Consider the following 17,938-nt stretch of genomic DNA (forward strand, 5'->3'; position numbering starts at 1 on the left):
GCGGCGTGCCCTCCCGGTCAGACCTCTTCGACGGAGGAGGGCTCGCGACGGCTCAGGTCGATGCCGAGCTCCTCGGCCGCGCGGAACACCTCGGTGTCGGACTCCCGCAGGTCGATCTGGGTGCCGTCGGAGGAGAGCACCTCCACGTTCAGGCAGAGCGACTGCATCTCCTTGATGAGCACCTTGAACGACTCCGGGATGCCGGGCTCGGGCACGTTGTCGCCCTTGACGATCGACTCGTACACCTTGACGCGGCCGGTGACGTCGTCGGACTTGATCGTCAGCAGCTCCTGCAGGGCGTAGGCGGCGCCGTAGGCCTCCAGGGCCCAGACCTCCATCTCGCCGAAGCGCTGGCCGCCGAACTGCGCCTTGCCGCCCAGCGGCTGCTGGGTGATCATCGAGTACGGCCCCGTGCTGCGCGCGTGGATCTTGTCGTCCACGAGGTGGTGCAGCTTGAGGATGTACATGTAGCCGACCGACACCGGGTCCGGGTAGGGCTCGCCGGACCGGCCGTCGAACAGCCGGGCCTTGCCGCTGGAGCCGATGAGCCGCTGACCGTCCCGGGCCGGGGTGGTCGAGTCGAGCAGACCGGAGATCTCCTCCTCGCGGGCGCCGTCGAAGACCGGGCTGGCCACGCGCGTGCGGGGCTCCGCCTCCCGGGCGTCGCCGGGGATGAGCTCGGCCCACTCCGGCTCGCCCTCGATCTTCCAGCCCTGCGCCGCGGCCCAGCCGAGGTGCAGCTCGAGGATCTGGCCGATGTTCATCCGGCCGGGCACGCCCAGCGGGTTGAGCACGACGTCGACCGGGGTCCCGTCCTCGAGGAAGGGCATGTCCTCCACCGGGAGGATCTTGGAGATGACGCCCTTGTTGCCGTGGCGGCCGGCGAGCTTGTCGCCGTCGGTGATCTTGCGCTTGTTGGCCACGTAGACGCGCACCAGCTGGTTGACGCCCGGGGGCAGCTCGTCGCCCTCCTCGCGGTCGAACACCTTGACGCCGATGACGGTGCCGGTCTCGCCGTGCGGGACCTTCATCGAGGTGTCGCGCACCTCACGGGCCTTCTCCCCGAAGATGGCGCGCAGCAGTCGCTCCTCCGGCGTCAGCTCGGTCTCCCCCTTGGGGGTCACCTTGCCGACGAGCAGGTCGCCGTCGCGGACCTCGGCCCCGATGCGGATGATGCCCCGCTCGTCGAGGTCGGCCAGGACCTCGTCGGAGACGTTGGGGATGTCCCGGGTGATCTCCTCGGGGCCCAGCTTGGTGTCCCGGGCGTCCAGCTCGTGCTCCTCGATGTGGATCGAGGAGAGCACGTCGTCCTGGACGAGACGCTGGGAGAGGATGATCGCGTCCTCGTAGTTGTAGCCCTCCCACGGCATGAACGCCACGAGGAGGTTGCGCCCCAGCGCCATCTCGCCGCCGTCCGTGGCCGGGCCGTCGGCGATAAGACCGCCGGCCTCGACCCGCTGGCCGGTGTCGACCCGCACCTGCTGGTTGTAGCAGTTGCCCTGGTTGGACCGGGTGAACTTGCCGATGCGGTAGGAGGTGTAGGTGCCGTCGTCGTTGGCCACGGTGACCAGGTCGGCCGAGACCTCCTGGACCACGCCCGGCTTGCCGGCACGCACGACGTCGCCGGAGTCCAGCGCGGCGCGGTGCTCCATCCCCGTGCCCACGAGCGGGGCCTCGGCCCGCACGAGCGGGACGGCCTGACGCTGCATGTTGGCGCCCATGAGCGCGCGGTTCGCGTCGTCGTGCTCGAGGAAGGGGATCATCGCGGTCGCAGCCGAGACCATCTGCCGGGCGGAGACGTCCATGTACTCGACCTCGCTGGCCGGCACGTCGACGGCCTCGCCGTCGCGGGCCCGCACGAGCACGCGCTCGTCGAGGAAGGTGCCGTCGTCGCCCAGCTGCGCGTTGGCCTGGGCGATGACGAAGCGGTCCTCCTCGTCGGCGGACAGGTAGTCGACCTCGTCGGTGACCTTGCCGTCCTTGACCCGGCGGTAGGGGGTCTCGACGAAGCCGAACGGGTTGATGCGGCCGTAGGAGGCCAGCGACCCGATCAGACCGATGTTCGGACCCTCGGGGGTCTCGATGGGGCACATCCGGCCGTAGTGGCTCGGGTGCACGTCCCGGACCTCCATGCCGGCGCGGTCACGGGACAGACCGCCCGGGCCCAGGGCCGAGAGACGACGCTTGTGCGTCAGGCCCGAGAGCGGGTTGTTCTGGTCCATGAACTGGGACAGCTGGCTGGTGCCGAAGAACTCCTTGATGGAGGCGACGACCGGCCGGATGTTGATCAGCGTCTGCGGCGTGATGGCCTCGACGTCCTGGGTGGTCATCCGCTCGCGCACGACCCGCTCCATCCGGGACAGGCCCGTGCGGACCTGGTTCTGGATGAGCTCGCCGACGCTGCGCAGGCGACGGTTGCCGAAGTGGTCGATGTCGTCGACCTCGACCGGCAGCTCGCCGACCGGCGCCTGCATCGTGGTCTCGCCGGCGTGCAGCGCGACGATGTAGTGGATCGTGGCGACGATGTCGTCCAGCCCCAGCACGGACTCGCCGAGGGGTGCCTGCAGGCCCAGCTTCTTGTTGATCTTGTAGCGGCCGACCTTGGCCAGGTCGTAGCGCTTGGGGTTGAAGTAGAGGTTGTCCAGCAGGGTCTGGGCGGCCTCCTTGGTGGGGGGTTCGCCCGGGCGCAGCTTGCGGTAGATGTCCAGCAGCGCCTCGTCCTGGTCGGCCGTGTGGTCCTTCTCCAGGGTGGCCCGGATCGACTCGTAGTCGCCGAACTGCTCGAGGATCTCGGCCTCGGTCATGCCCAGCGCCTTGAGCAGCACGGTGACGCTCTGCTTGCGCTTGCGGTCCACGCGCACGCCGACCTGGTCACGCTTGTCGATCTCGAACTCCAGCCAGGCGCCCCGGCTGGGGATCACCTTGGCGGAGAAGACGTCCTTGTCAGAGGTCTTGTCGAGGCTGCGCTCGAAGTAGACCCCCGGGGACCGGACGAGCTGGGAGACGACGACCCGCTCGGTGCCGTTGACGATGAACGTGCCGCGCGGCGTCATGAGCGGGAAGTCGCCCATGAAGACCGTCTGGCTCTTGATCTCGCCCGTGGAGTTGTTGATGAACTCCGCGGTCACGAAGAGCGGCGCGGAGTAGGTCATGTCCTTCTCCTGGCACTCCTCGACGGAGTACTTCTGCTCCTCGAACCGGTGGTCGCGGAAGCTCAGCGACATGGAGCCGGAGAAGTCCTCGATCGGGGAGATCTCCTCGAAGATCTCCTCCAGACCGGAGGTGGTGGGGATGTCGTCGCGCCCGTCGGCCTGGGCGGCGGCGACACGCGCCTGCCACGCCTCGTTGCCGAGCAGCCAGTCGAAGCTCTCGGTCTGGAGGGCGAGCAGGTCGGGAACCTCGAGAGGCTCCCTGATCTTAGCGAAGCTCAGACGGCCGGAAGCCGTACGAGCGGTGGACACAGTCTTCTTCGCAGTGCGCGAGGCAGCCAAGGATTGGTCCTTCCACGGGCCTGGGGGCGGCTAGGTTCATCACGGCCAGGACCTGAGCCCCTCGCGGCACGTGCCGGACCGGGGTCGCATCGAGGGGCTCGACGCGGGCAGCGGTCAGCGGTGGGCGGGAGACAGGTGCAGGGCAGCGCAAAGCGACAGCATACACGTCCAGGCACACGTCGTCCAACCCCTGCGTGACCCCCCACCGCAGACGACGTCGTCGTGGCAGCAACTGTGCCCCTCCCGGGCACGTTCGTCAAGCGTGCGCGCCGCGCACGGGGCACGCGGCGCCGGGAACGCCGAACGGGCGGGGCCGGACCAGCGTGCGCTGGTGCGACCCCGCCCGTGGCGGAGCATGTTCCCGGACGGTCGGACCGTCCGGGAGGGGCTCACTTGAGGGTGACGGTGGCGCCGGCGCCCTCGAGCTGCTCCTTGGCCTTCTCGGCAGCGTCCTTGTCGACCTTCTCCAGGACCGGCTTCGGGGCCCCGTCGACGAGGTCCTTGGCCTCCTTCAGGCCGAGGGAGGTCAGCGCGCGGACCTCCTTGATGACCTGGATCTTCTTGTCGCCCGCGGCCTCGAGGACGACGTCGAACTCGTCCTGCTCCTCGGCGGCGTCCGCGCCGTCGCCGCCGGCGGCGGCCGGCGCACCGGCGGCCGCGACGGCGACCGGGGCGGCAGCGGTGACCTCGAAGGTCTCCTCGAAGGCCTTGACGAACTCGGACAGCTCGATGAGGGTCATCTCCTTGAAGTGGTCAAGGAGCTCCTCGGTGCTCAGCTTCGCCATGATGGCGTCCTTTCTCTTGGTGCCGTGAGTGGCGTGTAGGGGTTGTGCGCTGACCGGACCGGGCGGTCGGTCAGCTCTCGTCGCCACCCTCGGCGACGTCGGTGGGCGCCTCGGCCGGAGCCTCGGCGGGAGTGTCCTCGGCCGCGGCCTCGGGTGCCTCGTCGGCAGGTGCCGACCCGGCGGTGGAACCGCCCTGCTCCTCGACCTTCGCCCGCAGCGCGTCGACGACCCGGGCGGTCTGCGACAGCGGTGCGGCGAAGAGGGAGGCGGCCTTGCTCAGGTTCGCCTTCATGCGCCCGCGAGCTTGGCCAGCAGGACCTCGCGGGACTCCAGGTCCGCGAGCTGGGTGATCTCCTCGGGGGACAACGGCTTGCCGTCGAGCACCCCCGCCTTGATGACCAGGGCCGGGTTGGCCTTGGTGAAGTCACGCAGACCCTTGGCGACCGCGACCGGGTCGCCCTCCACGAAGGCGATCGCGGTGGGGCCGACCAGGTGCTCGTCGAGTCCCTCGATCCCGGCCTCGGCGGCTGCCCGCTTGGTCAGCGTGTTCTTCACCACGGCGTAGGTGGCGTGCTCGCGCATGGAACCGCGGAGCTCGGTGAGCTGGCTCACCGTCAGTCCGCGGTAGTTCGTCAGCACGGCCGCACCGGAGCTGCGGAACTTCTCCGTCAGCTCGGCAATGGCTGCGGCCTTCTCGGGCGTCGCATGGTGGCCTCCTTCGTCACGTGGTGCCGGCTACCCCCGGGCCGCACGACAGGAGCCCCGGCGCAGGCGCGCACGGGGCTCGGACGCTGCAGGGGCGACCTGGGGTCGCGCCGCTGAGCGAGGCTCGCTACACATCCTGCGCTGGTCGCTCCGACGTGGAGGCCTTCGGTCGGTGCACCGTGGCTGCTCTCGTCGAGCTCCGGGCACACCGACGACCGGCGGTCATGGGTATGGAGCAAGCGTACGGCACCCCGGGGCGGGGGCCCAAATCCGGCCCCGGGCCGTCCGCCACCTGTCAGGCTGGTGGCATGACCTCCGGCATCACCGACGTCCCCGGCGTGCGCGTGGCCCACGTGACGCTGAGCCAGGACGCACCGGTCGTGCGGACCGGGGTGACCTGCGTCCTTCCCCACCACCGCGACCTCCTCGCCCACCCGGTCCCCGCGGCGGTCCACGTGGTCAACGGATACGGCAAGCCCGTGGGGCTGAGCCAGGTCGTCGAGCTGGGTGAGCTCGAGGCTCCCGTGCTGCTGACCGGGACGCTGGCCGTGGGCGCGGTCCACGAGGGCGCGGTGCGCGAGCTGCTGGGACGCCACCCGGACCTCGGGCGTCCGGCGACCGTCAACCCGGTGGTCCTGGAGTGCAACGACGGGCGGCTCCACGACGCGCGCACCCTGGCGGTACGGCCGGCCCACGCGGAGGCCGCGGTCCGCGCCGCACGGACGGCCGGCGAGGGGCACCCGGTCGGGCAGGGCGCCGTCGGGGCGGGCACCGGGATGGTCGCCTTCGGCTGGAAGGGCGGCATCGGCACCGCCTCGGTGCCGGTGCAGGACGACGGCGGTGTCCGCGCGACGCTCGGCGCCCTGGTGCTGACCAACATGGGTCGGCCGGAGGACCTCGTCGTGCACGGACGACGGGTCGGCGCCCGGGGCGGGGAGCCGGTCGCCGGCCCCGCCGACGGGTCCGTCGTGGTCCTGCTGGCCACGGACGCCCGGCTCGACGCCCGGCAGCTGGGCCGCCTGGCCCGCCGGGCGCAGAACGGGCTGGCCCGCACCGGGGTGCCGACGGCGCACGGGTCCGGCGAGTTCGTCCTCGCCTGGAGCACCGGCTCGACGACCGACGCGCCCCGACGGGACGGAGGCTGGCTCACGCCCTGGTTCGACGCCGTCGCCGAGGTCGTCGAGGAGGCCGTCCTGAGCTCGCTGCGGCACGCCTGCGCGACCACCGGCCTGGACGGGCTCGTCGCGGACCGCTGCCCGCACGTGTGAGCAGCCCGGTCGGAACCGGCTCGGCGAGGATCCGGCCCGCGCGGCGTCCCCCGGGGGACCTCAGGCCTGCCGGCCGGAGACCTCCGGCAGGCGCCAGGACACCACGGCGCCGACGAGCCCGAGCACGGCCAGGAAGACCAGCGCCGGCACCTCCCCCAGGGTGGCCAGCCCGGCGCTGACCGCCCCGGTCACCAGCAGGATCACCCCCATCGCGGTGTTGGCCGTGGCCACGTAGCGCGTGCGCAGGTCCCCCTCGGCCATGTCGACCACGTAGGTCTTGCGGGCCACCCGTACCCCCACGTGGACGAGGCTGATGACGAGGTAGCCGCCGACCAGCGTCGGCAGCACGAGCCCGTCGGCCCCGGCGACCACAACGGCGACCACGAGCAGCACGACCAGCGAGGCCGCCACGGCCCCGACGGTCATCACGAGCCGGCTGGACCGGTCGGCCAGGCGCCCGAAGACCCGGCCGCCGACGACGGAGGCGACGCCCTGGGCGATGACGAACGCGCCCAGGCCGGCCAGCCAGGAGGTGCCCCGGTCCGCGGCCAGGGTCACGAGGAACGGCGGGGCCAGGGCGGAGACCAGCAGGAGCGCCCGGGCGGTGACGAACCAGCGGAAGTCGCGGTCGGTGCGCAGCAGGTCCAGCGTGTCCCGCACCCACGAGGCCCGGCCGTCGCCGCCGTCCTCCTCCTCGCCGGACCGTCCACCCGCCGCCCGGGCCCGTCCGTCGGTCCGCTCCGGGATCCCGGCGTAGACCACGACCCCGACGAACCAGGTCAGGGCCGCCCCGACGAGCAGGCCCGCCAGGACGGCGACGTCCAGGTCCTGGCCCAGCCGCTGGAGCACGACGCCCAGGAGCACGGCCACGACCCCGGAGACCGCGGTGGCGATGCCCGTCACCTGGCCGCGCTGGCCCTTGGGGACGGCCCGCCCCTGGACGTCCTTGGACGCCATCGAGCACAACGCCCGGGAGAGCGCGAAGACCGCCAGGGCGGCGACGACGAGCACGCCCGCGAGCAGCCCGTCGGCGAGCGCGGCGGCGGCGGCCATCCCGAGCGTGGCCACTCCCTGACCGGTCGCGCCGACCATCCACACCCGGGTGCGTCGGGGCGCCTTCAGCACCCACGGGGTCAGGGCCGCCTGGGGCAGCATCGAGCCGGACTCGCGGACGGGGACGAGCAGGCCCACAAGGGCCGCCGGCGCCCCGAGGAGCGAGAGCAGCCAGGGCAGCACGGTCTTGGCGTTGACCACCTGGTCGCCGGCGCTCTGCAGGGCGTTGGCGGTGATGAGCCGCAGGCCCCCGGCGGCGACCCGCTGCGGACCACCCAGCGCGTCCTCGGCCTCCCGGTCAGCCGTGACCAGCCGGTGGTACCAGCGCACGGAGGCCGGCTCCTGCTCCGCGGGTCCCCGGCCGGGCGGGGTGGTCCCCCCGGCGGGCGGGTCCGTCCCGCTGCGGTGGTTCACGGCCTGCCTCCCGGCTCGACCCCCGCCGCCCGCAGGGTGGCCAGCCGCTCGCGCAGCTGCTCGACCCGGTGGGCGTTGCCGTGCAGCCCGAGGTAGTCGCCGCCGTGCAGGCTCAGCAGCGCGTCGTCCAGGCGGCGGACGGCGGCCGGCGGGTAGCGGTAGCCCATCGCCTCGTTCACCGCGGTGGTGTCCACGGTCGAGAGCTGGGTGCCCAGCTCGTCCAGGGAGGTGATCCCCAGCTCCAGGAGCAGCCCCGAGATCCAGCCGTAGTGCTCCGTGCGCGACCACCCCGCCCCGGGGAAGCGGCCGGCGAGGAAGGTGGCCAGGTCCTGGGCCCCGATCCGGGGGTCGTCCCCGTCCGGCTCGGCCGGGACCGCAGGCATCGCCTGGAGCCGGTCGCGGATGGCCGAGAACTCCCGGTCCGCCAGCTCCAGCAGCCCGGCGGCCAGCGTGAACCGGCGGTTCAGGTCCGAGGCGTGCTCCACCGGCACCGTCCCCTTGTAGCGGATGTCGTGCTCGAACTCGGCCCAGGCGTGCTGCAGCACCGTCCGCACCTGGACCGAGGCGGCGTAGGGCCGGAGCAGCTCACGCTCGGGCGTCAGGGAACGTGAGGCGTCGACGGCGACGAGCAGGTGCCGGCTGGCGTAGCCGAAGGCGCCCTGGTCGGCGGTCTCCCGACCCATGTCGCGGTCCTCGAGCACGGCCAGCGAGGAGGCCAGCAGCTCGGCGACGATCTCGACGTCGTCCCGCACGTAGGTGATGACCCGCAGCCCGATCTGGTCGGTGATCTCGGCGAGCGGCCGCAGGAAGACGGGGCGACCGTCCCGGGTGCGGCCGGCCTTGGCGGCGAAGGACTGCACGCTCTTGGTCCGGCCGGAGACCGACAGGTAGTTGACCCCCGCGTCGTCGAGCAGGTCGGTCACCAGCCGGACGAACCCCTGCGTGGCCACCTCCAGCTCCGGCAGTCGGGCGACGTAGGCGTCCACGGCGGCCCGCAGGTCCTGGGGGTCGCGTCCGCTCATGGGCCCCATCCTGCCGCACCGGTCCGTGCACCCGTCGCGGCGACCCGCGTCCGGGATCGAGCCCGCGTCCGGGATCGAGCCCGCGTCCGGCGGCGTGGGCGGGACTCCCCCGGCACCCGCCGCGGACGCGCCGGGGCCCGGGGAGCAGCGCGCTCCCCGGGCCCCGGGACGTCGTGGCCGGTCGTCACCGGCCGGTGCTCACTCGCCGTCGGTGGCCGTGCTGCCCACGCGCGAGGGGTCGACCGGGATGCCCGGGCCCATCGTGGTGGCCACGGTCGCCTTGGTGACGTAGCGGCCCTTGGAGCTGGACGGCTTGAGTCGCAGCACCTCGTCGATGGCGGCGCCGTAGTTCTGCACGAGCGCGGCCTCGTCGAAGGAGACCTTGCCGATGATGAAGTGCAGGTTGGCGTGCTTGTCCACGCGGAACTCGATCTTGCCGCCCTTGATCTCGGTCACGGCCTTGGCGGTGTCCATCGTCACGGTGCCGGTCTTGGGGTTCGGCATCAGGCCGCGGGGACCCAGCACCTTGCCCAGCCGACCGACCTTGCCCATGAGGTCGGGGGTGGCAACGACCGCGTCGAAGTCGGTCCAGCCGCCAGCGATCTTCTCGATCATGTCGTCGGACCCGACGAAGTCCGCCCCGGCCTCGCGGGCGGCCTCGGCCTTGTCCCCGTTGGCGATGACCAGGACCCGGGCGGTCTTGCCGGTGCCGTTGGGCAGGTTCACCGTGCCACGGACCAGCTGGTCGGCCTTGCGCGGGTCGACGCCCAGGCGCAGGGCGACCTCGATGGTCGCGTCGTACTTCGTGGTCGCGGTCTCCTTGGCGAGACGGACGGCCTCGACCGGGGTGTAGAGCCGGCCGTCCTCGATCTTCTCGGCGGCGGCCAGGTAGGCCTTGCTGCGCTTCATGCGAACTCCTTGGTGGTGGTGGGAGCTGTGGTCGGACGGGCCGCGCGAGACCCTGCCACAGGAAGGTCGGTCACTGGACGGTGACGCCCATCGACCGGGCGGTGCCGGCGATGATCCTCTTGGCCATCTCGATGTCGGTGGCGTTGAGGTCCTGCATCTTCATCTCGGCGATCTCGGTCAGCTGGGCGTCCGAGATGCTGGCGACCTTGGTCTTGTGCGGCTCGCCGGAGCCCTTGGGCACACCGGCGGCCTTCTTGATCAGCTCGGCGGCCGGCGGGGTCTTGGTCACGAAGGTGAACGAGCGGTCCTCGTACACCGTGATCTCGACCGGGATGACGTTGCCGCGCTGGGACTCCGTCGCGGCGTTGTACGCCTTGACGAACTCCATGATGTTGACACCGTGCTGGCCCAGCGCGGGGCCGACGGGGGGCGCGGGGGTGGCCGCACCGGCCTGGATCTGCAGCTTGATGAAGCCGGAGACCTTCTTCTTGGGGGGCATGTGCCTCTCCTTGGGGGTCGTGGGCCGACGCCGTGGGCGATGACCCGGTTGCATGCCCGGCGCCGGTCGGCGTCGGGCGGAGGTCGCAGCGGCTAGAGCTTGGCGACCTGGTTGAAGGACAGCTCGACCGGGGTCTCGCGGCCGAAGATGGACACGAGCACCTTGAGCTTGTTGCTCTCGGGGATGATCTCGGAGATCGTCGCCGGCAGGGTCTCGAAGGGCCCTTCCATGACGGTGACGGACTCGCCGACCTCGAAGTCCACCGGGGTGCCGGTCGCGGCACCGCCCGCAGCGGCGCCGGAGGCGGCTGCGCCGGAGGCGCCGGCGGTCCCGCCTGCCGAGGGGGTCTCGAAGGTGGGCGCCAGCATGGAGACGACCTCGTCGATGCTCAGCGGCACCGGCTGGTGGGCGTTGCCGACGAAGCCGGTGACGCCCGGCGTGTGCCGCACGGCGCCCCAGGACTCGTCGGTGAGGTCCATCCGGACCAGCACGTAGCCGGGCATCCGCACGCGGCGCACCTGCTTGCGCTGGCCGTTCTTGATCTCGGTGACCTCCTCCATGGGGACCTCCACCTCGAAGATGTAGTCCTCCATGTTGAGGCTGGTGATCCGGGTCTCGAGGTTGTGCTTGACCCGGTTCTCGTAGCCGGCGTAGGAGTGCACGACGTACCAGTCGCCGAACTTGCCCCGCAGGACGGACTTGAACTCCTCCAGCGGGTCGGCCGGTTCGTCGTCGGCGACCTCCGCGTCGTCGGCGGCGTCCTCGTCCTCGACGGTCTGCGGGTCCTCCTCGGCGGTCTGGGGGTCGTCCTCGGCGTCGTCGAAGCGCTCGGCCGCCGCCAGGTCGGCCTCCTGCACGGACTGCTCGGCGCTGCCCTCGTCGACGGAGGGGTCGCCGGCGCCCAGGCGGACGTCGGTCTCGGGGGTCTGCTCGGCCATGCCCTACTTCCTCATACGGTGTCGTCGTCGCGACCACGGTCGCGGCGCGGGTGCTCGGGTGCTGCTGGTCAGGAGGCGAACACGACGCCCATCAGCCAGCGGAAGATCTGGTCCAGGCCGAACACGTAGCCCATGACCGCCGCGACGAAGACGAGCACCACGATGGTGTAGGTGATCAGCTCCTGCCGCGTCGGCTGGACGACCTTGCGCAGCTCGGCCAGAACCTGCTCGACGAAGGACGACGGGCGGGCAGGCTGACCGGTGCCGGTCGGGCCGCCACGCGCGACACCCTCGGTGTCGTGGGCCGGGTTCGCCACGGATCGCCTCTCCTCGTGCTGTAGATGATGCGCGGCCGGCGTCCGGACCTCGGACCCGACCGCTCGCGCAGGGCATGAGGGACTCGAACCCCCAACCGCCGGTTTTGGAGACCGGTGCTCTACCAATTGAGCTAATGCCCTTCACCGGGTGCGCTGCGCCGACCGCCGCGGGGTGGCAGGCTGGCGCACGGTGCGAACACCCGAACAGGCAGTCTACGTGAGCCCCTCCCCAGGTGCAAAGATGGGCGGGTGAGCGAGCAGACCCAGACCCCCAGGACCCGCATCTCCGCCCGGATCGGCTCCATCGCCGAGTCCGCCACCCTGGCGGTGGACGCCCGGGCCAAGGCGCTCAAGGCCGAGGGCCGACCGGTCATCGGTTTCGGCGCGGGCGAGCCCGACTTCCCCACCCCCGACTACGTCGTGGAGGCGGCGGTCCAGGCGGCCCGCAACCCGGTCAACCATCGCTACTCCCCCGCCGGCGGCCTGCCCGACCTGAAGAAGGCTGTCGTGGCCAAGACGCAGCGCGACTCGGGGTATGCCGTGGAGCCGGCGAACGTGCTCGTCACCAACGGCGGGAAGCAGGCGGTCTACAACACCTTCGCCACCCTGCTCGACCCGGGCGACGAGGTCGTCCTGCCCACCCCCTACTGGACCACCTACCCGGAGGCGATCCGTCTCGCGGGCGGGGTTCCGGTGGAGGTCTTCGCCGGGGCCGACGCGGCATACCTGGTCACCGTCGAGCAGCTCGAGGCCGCCCGCACCGACCGCACCAAGGTGCTGCTCTTCTGCTCCCCGTCCAACCCCACCGGTGCGGTCTACCCGCCCGAGCAGGTCGAGGCGATCGGCCGGTGGGCCCTGGAGCACGGCATCTGGGTGGTCACCGACGAGATCTACGAGCACCTCCTCTACGACGGGGCGCAGGCGCCCTCGATGCCGGTCGTCGTGCCCGAGCTGGCGGACACCTGCGTCGTGCTCAACGGGGTGGCCAAGACCTACGCGATGACCGGCTGGCGGGTGGGCTGGATGATCGGCCCGACGGATGTCGTCAAGGCGGCGACCAACCTGCAGAGCCACGCCACCTCCAACGTCGCCAACGTCTCCCAGCGGGCGGCGATCGCCGCGCTGGAGGGGTCGCTGGACGCCGTCGACGAGATGCGCACGGCCTTCGACCGCCGGCGACGTCTCATGGTCGACATGCTCAACCAGATCGAGGGGGTGCACTGCCCCGTGCCCCAGGGCGCCTTCTACGCCTACCCCTCGGTCGAGGGCGTGCTCGGCAAGGAGATCCGTGGCCGTACGCCGCGGACCTCCGCCGAGCTGGCCGCCCTCATCCTCGACGAGGTCGAGGTCGCGGTCGTGCCCGGCGAGGCGTTCGGACCCAGCGGCTACCTGCGGCTGAGCTACGCCCTGGGCGACGACGACCTCACCGAGGGCGTCGGCCGGATCCAGGCGCTGCTGGGCGAGGCCCGCTGACCCGGTCGGGCGACCGGAGGCCGGACGGCCCGAGGCAACGAAAGTCGCCCGGAGCAGGGGAAATCTCCCCCGTTCCGGGCGACTTTCGTCGTTTCCAGCGATGTCAGTCCGTGCCGAACTCCATCGCGGCCCAGTCGAGGGCCTCCTCCTCGTCCTCGGTCGGCCCCACGCCGCCGGCGATGCGCTCGGCGCCGCCGGGGGTCAGCTCCCCGACGAGCGAGGTGGTGGCCAGCCCCATCGCGGACGCGGCCGCCCCGCCGCTGCCGAGCAGGCCCATCCCGACGTACTGCTCCAGGCGCGCCCGCGAGTCCGCGATGTCCAGGTTGCGCAGGGTCAGCTGACCGATCCGGTCGGTCGGCCCGAAGGCGGCGTTGGTGACCCGCTCCATCGAGAGCTTGTCCGGGTGGTAGGAGAACGCCGGCCCCTCGGTGCCCACGATCGAGTAGTCCTCCCCCCGCCGCAGCCGCAGGGTGACCTCGCCGGTGACCGCCGAGGCGACCCAGCGCTGCAGGGACTCGCGGATCATCAGCGCCTGCGGGTCCAGCCAGCGGCCCTCGTACATGAGCCGGCCCAGCCTCCGGCCCTGGTCGTGGTAGGCCGCGATCGTGTCCTCGTTGTGGACCGCGTTGACCAGGCGCTCGTAGACGATGTGCAGCAGCGCCATCCCCGGTGCCTCGTAGATCCCGCGGGACTTGGCCTCGATGATGCGGTTCTCGATCTGGTCGGCCATCCCCAGCCCGTGCCGGCCGCCGATCTCGTTGGCCCTCATGACGAGCGCGACCGCGTCCCCGTCGAAGTCGTCGCCGTCGATGGCGACCGGACGCCCGTCCTTGAAGGCGATCGTGACGTCCTCGGTGGGGATCTGGACCTCCGGGTCCCAGAAGCGCACGCCCATGATCGGCTCGACGAGCTCGATCCCGACGTCGAGGTGCTCCAGCTTCTTGGCCTCGTGGGTGGCGCCCCAGATGTTGGCGTCGGTCGAGTAGGCCTTCTCCTTGCTGGCCCGGTAGGGCAGGTCGCGCTCGGAGAGCCACTGGCTCATCTCGTCGCGGCCGCCCAGCTCGTGCACGAAGGCCTCGTCCAGCCACGGCTTGTAGATGCGCAGCTGGGAGTTGGCCAGGAGGCCGTAGCGGTAGAACCGCTCGATGTCGTTGCCCTTGAAGGTGGAGCCGTCGCCCCAGATGTTGACGCCGTCCTCCTTCATCGCCCGGATGAGCATCGTGCCGGTCACGGCCCGGCCCAACGGCGTGGTGTTGAAGTAGGTCCGACCGCCGGAGCGGATGTGGAAGGCGCCGCAGGCGAGGGCGACCAGGCCCTCCTCGACCAGCTCGGGGCGCAGTCGACCATGCGGGCGATCTCGGCGCCGTACTCCTGCGCTCGCGCCGGGACGGTGTCGATCTCCGGCTCGTCGTACTGGCCGATGTGGGCCGTGTAGGTGCAGGGCACGGCGCCCTTCTCCCGCATCCACGCGACCGCCACCGAGGTGTCCAGACCGCCGGAGAAGGCGATCCCGACACGTTCACCGACAGGGATGCTCGTCAAGACCTTGGACATGCACCACAGTGTATGCGTTGTCGCGCATAGATATGCAATCCGCAGGTCAGCGGCACCCGAGGGGGTGAGCAGGTATACATGGCTCATGGTCGAGAGGTCCGTCGCGGAGCTGCCCAAGGCGCACCTGCACCTGCACTTCACCGGGTCGATGAGGGTCTCCACCGTGCGCGAGATGGCGCAGCGGCACGGGATGCGGCTGCCGCACGCCTTCACCACGGACTGGCCCCCGCGGCTCTCGGGGCAGGACGAGCGCGGCTGGTTCCGCTTCCAGCGGCTGTACGACTCCGCCCGGGCCTGCGTCCGCACCGAGGACGACCTGCGACGGATCGTCCGCGAGGCGGCCGAGGACGACGCGGCCGAGGGCTCGCGGTGGCTGGAGCTCCAGGTCGACCCGACCTCCTACGCACCGTACGTCGGCGGCCTGACGCCGGCCCTGGAGATCGTCCTCGACGAGGCCCGGGCCGCGAGCGCCACGACCGGCACCCAGGTCGCGGTCGTGGTCGCCGCCAGCCGGATGCGCCACCCGCTCGAGGCACGGACGCTGGCCCGGCTGGCGGCCCGCCACGCCGGGGAGGGTGCGGGGACGGTGGTCGGGTTCGGGCTGTCCAACGACGAGCGTCGGGGGACGACCAGCGAGTTCGCCGCGGCCTTCCGGATCGCAGCCCGGGCCGGGCTCTCCAGCGTGCCGCACGCCGGTGAACTGCTCGGCGCCGACCACGTGGACGTCGCCCTCGAGCACCTGGTGCCGGACCGCCTGGGGCACGGGGTCCGTGCGGTCGAGGACCCGGCCGTCCTGCGCCGGGTGGTGCAGGAGCAGGTCACCCTCGAGGTGTGCCCGACGAGCAACGTCGCGCTGGGCGTCTACCCGACCCTGGCCGACGTGCCGCTGCGGGGATTGCTGGAGGCGGGGGCCCGGGTCGCCCTCGGCGCGGACGACCCGCTCCTGTTCGGCCACCGCCTGGTCGCGCAGTACGACAGCGCCCGCCAGGACCACGGCCTGACCGACGAGCAGCTGGCCGAGCTGGCCCGTGGGTCCATCCGCGGGTCGTCGGCCCCCGTGGCGGTGAAGGCCGAGCTGCTCGGCGCGGTCGACGCGTGGCTCGGCGACAGGCCGGTCACGGGCTGACGGCACCGAGGAGCACCGTGGGTGGCCCCGCGGACGGGGCGGACCTCAGAGCTGCAGACCGACCAGCACCGGCTCGTTGACCAGGCGCACGCCGAACGCCTCGTCGACGCCGTCGCGCACCTCCCGCGCCACCTGGAGCACGTCCTCGGCCCGCGCGGAGCCGCGGTTGGTCAGGGCCAGGGTGTGCTTGGTCGACAGCCCGGCCGACCGCCCGTCGCGGGTGGCGTACCCCTTGCCGAAGCCGGCCCTCTCGATCAGCCAGGCCGCCGAGGTCTTGACGTGCTCCTCGTCGCCGCCGGGGAACTCCGGCGGGGCGGGCGCGTCGGGGCCGAGCCGTGCGGCCGCCCGTGCCCGCAGCCGGGCCATCTCGTCGAGCCCGAGGACCGGGTTGGTGAAGAACGACCCGCAGGACCAGGTGTCGTGGTCGCCCGCCTCGAGCACCATGCCGCGGCGCCGCCGCTGCTCGAGCACGGCGGCCCGGGCGTCGGCCAGGGGGACTCGCTCCCCCAGGGCGATCCCCAGGCCGTCCGCGAGCGCGGCGTACCGGACCGGCTGGGACAGCTCGGTCGGGCGCAACGAGAAGGTGACCGAGAGGACGACGTGGCGCGGCGTGACGGCACCGCCGGGCGCGCCCTCCCCCAGCATCGACTCCTTGAGGACCGAGTGCCGGTAGGAGAACTGCAGGTCCGCGGCGAAGAGGGTCCGGACCCGTTGCTCGACGCGGTCCCATACCCGGACCGAGGCGATGGTCTGCGCGACCTCCTGGCCGTAGGCACCGACGTTCTGCACGGGGGTCGCCCCGGTGGAACCGGGGATGCCGGAGAGGGCCTCGATGCCCGACCACCCGTGCTCGACCGCGTGCGCCACCACGTCGTCCCAGACCTCGCCGGCGGCGACCGTGGCGGTCACTCCCCCGCAGGCGCTGTCGTGGGGCACCTCGATCCCCGACGTGCGGACGTGGACGACCGTCCCGGGGAAGCCCTCGTCGGCCACCAGCAGGTTGGACCCGCCGCCGACGACCAGCAGCGGCTCGCCCGCCGCGTCGACCTCCCGCACCGCCTCGACCAGCTCGGTCTCGGTGGTGACGGGGACGAGCCGGCGCGGCGGCCCGCCGACGTGCATCGTGGTCAGGTCGGCGAGGGAAGGGTATGCCGTGCCGCCCCCTCCGGCGGCGGTGCCGGGGTCCACGGGGGCGGATCCCTGGGGAGCGGTCATGCGCGGACCACGGCCTGGCACCGGCCGAGGACCTTCCGTCCTCCGCTGGTGACGGTCAGCTCGAGGGTCTGGGTGCCCGCGGCCTCGTCGGTCCTCTTCACGGCTCCCTCGACGTGGATCTCGACCGTCGCGTCCTCGGGCACCACGACCATGCCGGTGAACTTCGTGGAGCAGGACAGCACCCTGCCGGGGTCGCCGCCGACGTAGGCGGTGACGACGTCGAGCGCGGCGCCCATCGTCCACATGCCGTGCGCGATGACGTCCTCGAGCCCGGCCGCGCGGGCGGCGGCGGTGTCCTGGTGGATCGGGTTCTGGTCCCCGGAGGCGGCGGCGTAGTCGAGGAGGCGGGCGCGGTCGACGGGGACCGTGCGGGTCAGCGCGGCAGCGTCGGTGGTCAGCTCGCTCATCAGGACTCCCCCCGGACGACGATCGTGGAGGTGACGGTCGTCACCGGCCGACCGCCGTCGTCGGTCAGCTCGACGCGGGTGGAGACCATGCCGTGCCCACCGGCCTCGCGCATGCGGTCCACGTGCAGCACGCCGGTGAGGACGTCGCCGGCGACGATCGGCCGGTGGTGGGTGAAGCCCTCCTCGCCGTGGACGACCCGGGTGAAGTCGATGCCGGCCTCGGGGTCCTGGACGAGCTGCGCCTCGCACCGCTGCGCGAGCCGGACGGCGAAGGTCGGCGGGGCGACGACGTCGCGGTGCCCCAGCGCCTGCGCGGCCGCCGGGTCGCGGTGGGCCGCAGCGGTGGCGCCGACGGCGGCGGCGAAGTCGGCGATCTCCTCGCGGCTGACCGGGAACGGTCCGGCCGGCGGGTACTCCCGGCCGGCGAAGTCGGTGTTGAGGGCCATGCGCGTCAGCCTATCGGGGCGGGTGCGGCGGTCCCGGTGCGACGTCGACGCCCGGCGGCGCACGTCATACCCGGGGACGACGAAGGCCGTCACCCTCCTGGGGTGACGGCCTCGTGTGGCGCAGCAGCGTCAGCGGGTCTCGCGGTGGGCGGTGTGCTTGCCGCAGCGGGGGCAGAACTTCGCCATCTCGAGCCGGTCGGGGTTGTTGCGCCGGTTCTTCTTGGTGATGTAGTTCCGCTCCTTGCACTCGGTGCACGCCAAGGTGATCTTGGGGCGGATGTCGGTGCTCTTGGCCACGGTGCAACCTGCTCTCGAG

At 72.2% G+C, this 17,938-nt stretch carries 15 protein-coding genes, 1 tRNA gene and 2 pseudogenes; 3 read left to right on the forward strand and 15 right to left on the reverse strand.

The genetic code is table 11. The annotated features are described in order from the left end of the window. Positions 1-17: 17 nt before the first annotated feature. The 3 genes and pseudogenes from rpoB to rplJ form a co-directional block, all read right to left on the reverse strand. The gene (gene rpoB / locus BJF81_RS01775; RefSeq protein WP_075956907.1) at positions 18-3,491 is read right to left on the reverse strand and encodes a DNA-directed RNA polymerase subunit beta; all 3,474 of its coding nucleotides are present in this window, start codon (positions 3,489-3,491) and stop codon (positions 18-20) included. A gap of 389 nt (positions 3,492-3,880) precedes the next feature. Continuing rightward, the gene (rplL, locus tag BJF81_RS01780) at positions 3,881-4,276 is read right to left on the reverse strand and encodes a 50S ribosomal protein L7/L12 (protein WP_075956908.1); all 396 of its coding nucleotides are present in this window, start codon (positions 4,274-4,276) and stop codon (positions 3,881-3,883) included. A 70-nt stretch (positions 4,277-4,346) separates the two neighbouring features. Further along, positions 4,347-4,957: pseudogene (gene rplJ, locus BJF81_RS01785) on the reverse strand (50S ribosomal protein L10). A gap of 332 nt (positions 4,958-5,289) precedes the next feature. Between rplJ and BJF81_RS01790 the strand changes: the two are divergent. Continuing rightward, on the forward strand, positions 5,290-6,249 hold the full coding sequence (locus tag BJF81_RS01790; RefSeq protein ID WP_075956909.1) for a P1 family peptidase: 960 nt from the start codon (positions 5,290-5,292) through the stop codon (positions 6,247-6,249). A gap of 60 nt (positions 6,250-6,309) precedes the next feature. Here BJF81_RS01790 and BJF81_RS01795 read toward each other — a convergent pair whose 3' ends face one another. The 7 genes from BJF81_RS01795 to BJF81_RS01825 form a co-directional block, all read right to left on the reverse strand. Next, positions 6,310-7,716 (reverse strand): MFS transporter, encoded by a 1,407-nt coding sequence (locus BJF81_RS01795; protein ID WP_237769955.1) that lies wholly within the window; start codon positions 7,714-7,716, stop codon positions 6,310-6,312. Then, complete coding sequence (locus tag BJF81_RS01800) at positions 7,713-8,738, reverse strand: GTP pyrophosphokinase (protein WP_075956910.1); 1,026 nt, start codon at positions 8,736-8,738, stop codon at positions 7,713-7,715. Before BJF81_RS01800 ends, BJF81_RS01795 begins: the two co-directional genes overlap by 4 nt. Before the next feature lie 198 nt (positions 8,739-8,936). Next, entirely contained in the window at positions 8,937-9,647 is a 711-nt protein-coding gene (gene rplA, locus BJF81_RS01805) for a 50S ribosomal protein L1 (RefSeq protein ID WP_075956911.1), read from the reverse strand. Between the two features lie 70 nt (positions 9,648-9,717). Beyond that, entirely contained in the window at positions 9,718-10,146 is a 429-nt protein-coding gene (gene rplK, locus BJF81_RS01810; protein ID WP_075956912.1) for a 50S ribosomal protein L11, read from the reverse strand. A gap of 92 nt (positions 10,147-10,238) precedes the next feature. Next, complete coding sequence (gene nusG / locus BJF81_RS01815) at positions 10,239-11,084, reverse strand: transcription termination/antitermination protein NusG (RefSeq protein WP_075956913.1); 846 nt, start codon at positions 11,082-11,084, stop codon at positions 10,239-10,241. Positions 11,085-11,152: 68 nt separating this feature from the next. Then, positions 11,153-11,401: a preprotein translocase subunit SecE gene (gene secE, locus BJF81_RS01820; RefSeq protein ID WP_075956914.1), complete on the reverse strand. Its 249-nt coding sequence runs from the start codon at positions 11,399-11,401 to the stop codon at positions 11,153-11,155. Between the two features lie 68 nt (positions 11,402-11,469). Further along, a tRNA-Trp gene (locus tag BJF81_RS01825) sits at positions 11,470-11,542 on the reverse strand. A gap of 108 nt (positions 11,543-11,650) precedes the next feature. Here BJF81_RS01825 and BJF81_RS01830 point away from each other — a divergent pair. Beyond that, positions 11,651-12,874 (forward strand): pyridoxal phosphate-dependent aminotransferase, encoded by a 1,224-nt coding sequence (locus tag BJF81_RS01830; protein WP_075956915.1) that lies wholly within the window; start codon positions 11,651-11,653, stop codon positions 12,872-12,874. Between the two features lie 103 nt (positions 12,875-12,977). Here BJF81_RS01830 and argG read toward each other — a convergent pair. Next, positions 12,978-14,428, reverse strand: a pseudogene (gene argG / locus BJF81_RS01835) (argininosuccinate synthase). Between the two features lie 85 nt (positions 14,429-14,513). Here argG and BJF81_RS01840 point away from each other — a divergent pair. After that, positions 14,514-15,554 (forward strand): adenosine deaminase, encoded by a 1,041-nt coding sequence (locus tag BJF81_RS01840; protein WP_075956916.1) that lies wholly within the window; start codon positions 14,514-14,516, stop codon positions 15,552-15,554. A gap of 45 nt (positions 15,555-15,599) precedes the next feature. Here BJF81_RS01840 and BJF81_RS01845 read toward each other — a convergent pair whose 3' ends face one another. The 4 genes from BJF81_RS01845 to rpmG all read right to left on the reverse strand — a co-directional run bounded on the left by BJF81_RS01845 (position 15,600) and on the right by rpmG (position 17,919). Further along, a complete protein-coding gene (locus tag BJF81_RS01845) occupies positions 15,600-16,676 on the reverse strand; it encodes a UDP-N-acetylmuramate dehydrogenase (RefSeq protein ID WP_237769961.1) in 1,077 nt (358 codons plus the stop codon). A gap of 89 nt (positions 16,677-16,765) precedes the next feature. After that, positions 16,766-17,176: a MaoC/PaaZ C-terminal domain-containing protein gene (locus tag BJF81_RS01850; protein WP_075956918.1), complete on the reverse strand. Its 411-nt coding sequence runs from the start codon at positions 17,174-17,176 to the stop codon at positions 16,766-16,768. Further along, on the reverse strand, positions 17,176-17,622 hold the full coding sequence (locus BJF81_RS01855) for an FAS1-like dehydratase domain-containing protein (RefSeq protein WP_075956959.1): 447 nt from the start codon (positions 17,620-17,622) through the stop codon (positions 17,176-17,178). The genes BJF81_RS01850 and BJF81_RS01855 overlap by 1 nt, the downstream gene beginning before the upstream one ends. 129 nt (positions 17,623-17,751) lie before the next feature. Further along, on the reverse strand, positions 17,752-17,919 hold the full coding sequence (rpmG, locus tag BJF81_RS01860; RefSeq protein WP_075956919.1) for a 50S ribosomal protein L33: 168 nt from the start codon (positions 17,917-17,919) through the stop codon (positions 17,752-17,754). Positions 17,920-17,938 lie beyond the last annotated feature (19 nt).

It is taken from the genome of Ornithinimicrobium sp. CNJ-824, assembly GCF_001942405.1.
Taxonomy (GTDB): Bacteria; Actinomycetota; Actinomycetes; order Actinomycetales; family Dermatophilaceae; genus Ornithinicoccus; species Ornithinicoccus kibberensis.